6 protein-coding genes are annotated in these 4,585 nt (G+C 66.5%); 3 read left to right on the top strand and 3 right to left on the bottom strand.

The genetic code is table 11. From position 1 onward, the window contains the following. The 3 genes from FJ311_15850 to FJ311_15840 all read left to right on the top strand — a co-directional run. The coding region (locus tag FJ311_15850) for an N-formylglutamate amidohydrolase (GenBank protein ID MBM3952907.1) at nucleotides 1-388 on the top strand (388 nt) is incomplete at its 5' end. After that, on the top strand, nucleotides 385-960 hold the full coding sequence (locus FJ311_15845) for an N-acetyltransferase family protein (protein ID MBM3952906.1): 576 nt from the start codon (nucleotides 385-387) through the stop codon (nucleotides 958-960). The genes FJ311_15850 and FJ311_15845, both read left to right, overlap by 4 nt. Before the next feature lie 288 nt (nucleotides 961-1,248). Next, nucleotides 1,249-2,181, top strand: coding sequence for a lytic transglycosylase domain-containing protein (locus FJ311_15840; GenBank protein ID MBM3952905.1), 933 nt, complete (start codon nucleotides 1,249-1,251; stop codon nucleotides 2,179-2,181). Between the two features lie 22 nt (nucleotides 2,182-2,203). Here FJ311_15840 and FJ311_15835 read toward each other — a convergent pair whose 3' ends face one another. The 3 genes from FJ311_15835 to FJ311_15825 form a co-directional block, all read right to left on the bottom strand. Next, the gene (locus FJ311_15835; protein ID MBM3952904.1) at nucleotides 2,204-3,067 is read right to left on the bottom strand and encodes an acyl-CoA dehydrogenase; all 864 of its coding nucleotides are present in this window, start codon (nucleotides 3,065-3,067) and stop codon (nucleotides 2,204-2,206) included. Next, nucleotides 3,064-4,185, bottom strand: a complete 1,122-nt coding sequence (locus FJ311_15830) for a CoA transferase (GenBank protein ID MBM3952903.1) — start codon at nucleotides 4,183-4,185, stop codon at nucleotides 3,064-3,066. Before FJ311_15830 ends, FJ311_15835 begins: the two co-directional genes overlap by 4 nt. Before the next feature lie 32 nt (nucleotides 4,186-4,217). Further along, nucleotides 4,218-4,585, bottom strand: a 368-nt coding sequence (locus tag FJ311_15825; GenBank protein ID MBM3952902.1) for a CoA-binding protein, incomplete at its 5' end; no start/stop codon positions are given.

Here is a 4,585-nt window from a genome sequence, read left to right as displayed (position 1 = left end):
TTGCGTGCTGATCGATTGCCATTCGATGCCGTCGATCGGCGGACCGATGGATCAGGATCCCGGTTTGCGCCGCGTCGACATGGTACTCGGCGACGCACACGGCACATCATGTGCACCGGCGGTGACGGAAACCGCCGAACGTATTTTAACTTCGCTCGGCTTCGCGGTCGCGCGCAATTTACCTTATGCCGGCGGTTACACGACCCGGCATTACGGCCAACCCCATGAGGGCGTCCATGCCCTGCAAGTCGAGATCAACCGTGCTCTCTATATGGACGAACGGGCGGTCGCGCGCGGGCCGGGCTTGCCGGCGCTTGCCGAAACCCTCGCCCGATTCGTGGAGCGCATGGTGCGGTTCGATCCGAAATCCGCAGAGAATGGGCCATGACTGCTCCCGGGGGCACGGCACACTCGGAAAAGGCGCGAACCCGCGGCGCGGGCACGATCCGCGATGCGCGCGCAGCCGACATGGCGGCAATCCAGGCGATTTACGCCCACCACGTGCGCCATGGGCTCGCGAGCTTCGAATACGATCCGCCCGACGTCGCCGAGATGACCGCACGCTGGCAAAGCGTCGTCAGCAAGGGTCTGCCATACCGCGTGATCGAGGACGAAGGTCGCATTGCCGGCTTCGCCTACGCCGCGCCCTATCGCGCGCGCATCGCCTATCGCTTCACGGTCGAGGATTCGGTTTACATCGCGCCCGATGCTTCAGGGCGCGGATTCGGCAAAATGTTGCTCGCCGATATCGTCGACCAAGCGACCCGTGCCGGCATGCGCCAGATGGTCGCGGTGATCGGCGATTCGGCCAACACCGCTTCGATCGGATTGCACCGTAGCCTCGGGTTCCGTGAGATCGGCGTCCTTCGGTCGGTCGGCTTCAAGAAGAGCCATTGGCTCGATTCGGTCCTGATGCAGCGCACCCTCGGGGAGGGCGACGAGAGCCCACCCAAGGAATAACCCTTGCGTCGGGAGAAAACGCAGGAAAATGGGGCCGCCCAGGAACGTACTTACCGGAGCGGCCCCGAGTTCTTTGGGGGAATTTCTCGCGGGAATCCGAAGTCGAAGCCTCCGACACCCGCACGCACAGCATAGCCAACGGGAGGCACATAAATCAACAAAAAACCACATTTTACCACTTTTTATCACGCCTCTTCACTCGGACGACGGATGCCGCCGGCTTGTCCCGAACCCCGGATTGGCACGGCCCTTGCGTATTCAGGGACGGGCTTGGAACGGGAGTTGGCCATGAAACGGGCCGTATGGGTGTTGGGAATAACCTTCGCGTGGGCCGCCGCCAGCGCCGCCGGAGCCACCCCTTTTGTCCCGCAAGCTATTGATGATAATTCGAAAATATGCGCCCGGGAGGCCCACCGCCAGGAACTGGCCCAGGGCCTTCCCCGCCACATCCTCGTCGCCATCGCCAAGGCGGAAACCGGGCGCTGGGACGAAGCCCGCCGGGAAAGTTTTGCCTGGCCGTGGACCGTGACCGCCGAGGGCGAGGGCCGTTATTTCGCCACCAAGGCCGAAGCACTCGCCGAAGTCCGCCGCTTGAAAGCGAAGAGGATCGCCAACATCGATGTCGGCTGCATGCAGGTCAATCTCGGCTGGCACGGCCACCAATTCGCGAGCGCCGAAGAGGCCATGGATCCGGCCGCCAACATCGCCTTCGCCGGACGGTTCCTGAAGACCTTGCGCGACACCTCGGCCGACTGGCTGGAAGCCGCCGGACGCTATCATTCGTCGCTCGCCGAACGGAACGAACCCTACCGCGCCAAAGTCGCCAGGCTGTGGGACGAAACCAAGCGCGACGAAACGAAGCGCCCCGAATTCTACGCCGCGTTGGCGAAGGACGACGCCCCGGTCGCGGACCGGCTTGTGACCGCTCCCAATGCACGCCATCCGGCAGCGCCCCCGATCAAGACGTCGCGCCCGTCAGCGACCCCCATCGATTACGAACGCACTGCCGCCATCAACGCGAATTTTCGTGCCGCGAAGGCGCACGCGGCAGAGACGCAAGGCAGCCCGATCACCAACGCCGCCGATGCTGCCGCCAATCGCGCGCGCGTGGCGGCCGCGCGTCTCAGGCCGATGGTGGAACGCGACGGCCGCGCGACCGCGGCGCCCGACCGGTTCGCGGCGAAGCGGGCGAACGATCTCGCCCGCTGGCGCGCGCGTTAGCTGGTCGAATCTTCCTATTGAACTAATCCTCGCGCGCGAATTCGGCATCGCCGGTCATGGCGAGCGCGCCGGAGGGGTCCACCGCCCAGACCTTCGCCGTCCGTCGATCCGCGCCGGGTTCACCCTCGACCGCGAAGGGAGCGGTATCGAACAGCGGGCTTTGCGCGCGGTAGGCGAACCGCGCGAGCCGCGCGTTCGGTGCCTGGCGCCGGATCAAATCGAGCAGCAATGTCGCGATCAGTGGGCCGTGCACCACGAGGCCGGGATACCCCTCGACCTTGGTCGCGTAGGGCTGATCATAATGGATACGATGGCCATTGAAAGTGAGCGCCGAATAACGGAATAGCATGACCGGATCGGGCGTAATGTCGCGATGCCAGGCCGCGCGCGTAGATTTAGATGGAGGGGGCGTTTGCGGCGGTACCGCCGGGGATACGTCGCGATAGACGATGTCGTGTTCTTCCCGGAGCGCCGGGCCGTCCGGCCCTGAAATCTCGTGATCGACCCGCACGAACACCAAAGGACCGCTCTTGCCTTCCTTCAATGCCACCTCGCCGATGCGCGACACCCGTGTCGCGGTGTCGCCGATCCGGATCGGCCGCAGGAATGCGAGCCGCCCGCCCGCCCACATCCGGCGCGCGAGCGGCACCGGCGGCAGGAAGCCGCCGCGTTTCGGATGTCCGTCGGGGCCGAGTTCCGACTGGCGCGCGGCGGGCCGGAAATAGAGCCAGTGCCCGCCCGGCGGCAGTTCGGTGTCGTGGGTCGGATAAGGGTCGTCCCGGTCGAGCAGCGCCGCGAGCGCCACCACCGGCCACGGCGCGATCACGTCGGAAATTGTTTCATGCCGGCCGATCCAGGCGCGGAGATGGTCGATATCGGGGCTCATGACGCAAATTCCCGTCGGATGGCTTCGCTGTGTTCGCCGAGCGCCGGCACCGGACGCAGACGCGCGGAATCCCCCGGTCGCCGCGCCGGCGGCGCCGGCACCGCGACGATCCCGTTCGGAGTCGGCGTCTCGGCCCGGCGAAGCGCAGGATGGCGCGAAAAGTCGGCGACGGTGTTGACGAACCCGTGGGCAATTTCGGCGTCATTCAGTTTCTTCGCCATTGCCGCACGGGTTTCTTTGCCGAAGACGGCGGCAATGACGGGCATGAGCCGATCCCGGTTGGCGACGCGCGCCACGTTGCCGGCGAACGGGCCTTCCGACGCCCATTCGGGATGGCCGAGGATGCGCTCGGCGAAACGAGCCCATTCGCGTTCGTTCTGGATCGAAATAACGATGGCGCCGCCGTCGGCGGTCGCGAACGATTCGTAGGGCGCGATCGAGGGATGGCGCAGCCCGACCCGGGCTGGCGCGCCCGCGCCGTAATCGTGGTGAAGCAGCGGCACCGCCATCCAATCGGCGATACTGTCGAAAAGCGAGACGCGGATCGTTTCCCCCTCGCCCGTCCGGTCGCGGCGAATCAGGGCCTCCAGGATCGCGGCGTGGGCGTACATTCCGGCGGCGAAGTCGCAGACCGACACGCCGACGCGTGCCGGTGCCTCGGGCCCGCCGGTGACGGAGGCGAGCCCGCTTTCCGCCTGGATCAGCATGTCGTAGGCGCGCATGTCGCGATAGTCGTTGTCCTCGCCGTAGCCGGAAATGCTACATGCGATCAGGCGCGGATGGCGGCGGCGCAAGTCGTCGGCACCGAAGCCGGCTCGCTCGGCCGCGCCGGGCGAAAAATTCTGGATGAACACGTCGGCCTTGGCGATCATGCGCTTCAGCAGCGCGTTGTCGTCGGGGTTCTTAAAGTCGAGAACGACGGATTCTTTGCCCCGGTTGAGCCAGACGAAATAGCTGCATTGCCCCCGGGCGGCCGTGTCGTAGGCGCGGGCGAAGTCGCCCTCGGGGCGTTCGATCTTGATGACGCGGGCGCCGGCGTCGGCAAGCCGCGAGGTCGCGAACGGCGCGGCCACCACTTGCTCCAACGCCACCACCAGGATTCCGTCGAGCGCGCCCACGGTCGATTCCCACCCGTCCTGCCGTTTCGGTTCTATAGCGGGCGCGGAACGATGACGCAATCGAGGGCGGCGCAGCCCCACCCTTCGGCGAAAATGGCGAGCGGATTGATTTCGACCTCGGCGACGCTCGATCGGAAATCGGCCGCGAAGCAGGAAAGCTGCGCGACCGCCCGCGCCGCCGCCGCGATGTCGGCGGGCGGGTTTCCGCGCCAGCCGCGCAACAGTTTGCTGGCGCGGGTTTCGGCGAGCATGGCGCGCGCCGTCGCCTCGTCCACCGGCGCGGGACGCACCGCCACGTCCCGGTAAAGCTCGACCAGCACGCCGCCGCCGCCGACCGCGATCGCCGGCCCGAAGTCGGGATCGATGCGCGCGCCGACGAACAACTCGGCGACCGGCTTCA

Source organism: Rhodospirillales bacterium, from assembly GCA_016872535.1.
In the GTDB taxonomy this organism is placed as follows: Bacteria; Pseudomonadota; Alphaproteobacteria; order Rhodospirillales; family 2-12-FULL-67-15; genus 2-12-FULL-67-15.
Note: the sequence above shows the minus strand (reverse complement) of the source record. Positions and strands in the feature narration are given on the sequence as shown.

Bases quoted from the DNA above. Each gene is read 5' to 3' on its own strand.
- FJ311_15835 (MBM3952904.1), bottom strand. From the start codon at position 3,067: ATGAGCCCCGATATCGACCATCTCCGCGCCTGGATCGGCCGGCATGAA.
- FJ311_15840 (MBM3952905.1), top strand. From the start codon at position 1,249: ATGAAACGGGCCGTATGGGTGTTGGGAATAACCTTCGCGTGGGCCGCC.
- FJ311_15845 (MBM3952906.1), top strand. From the start codon at position 385: ATGACTGCTCCCGGGGGCACGGCACACTCGGAAAAGGCGCGAACCCGC.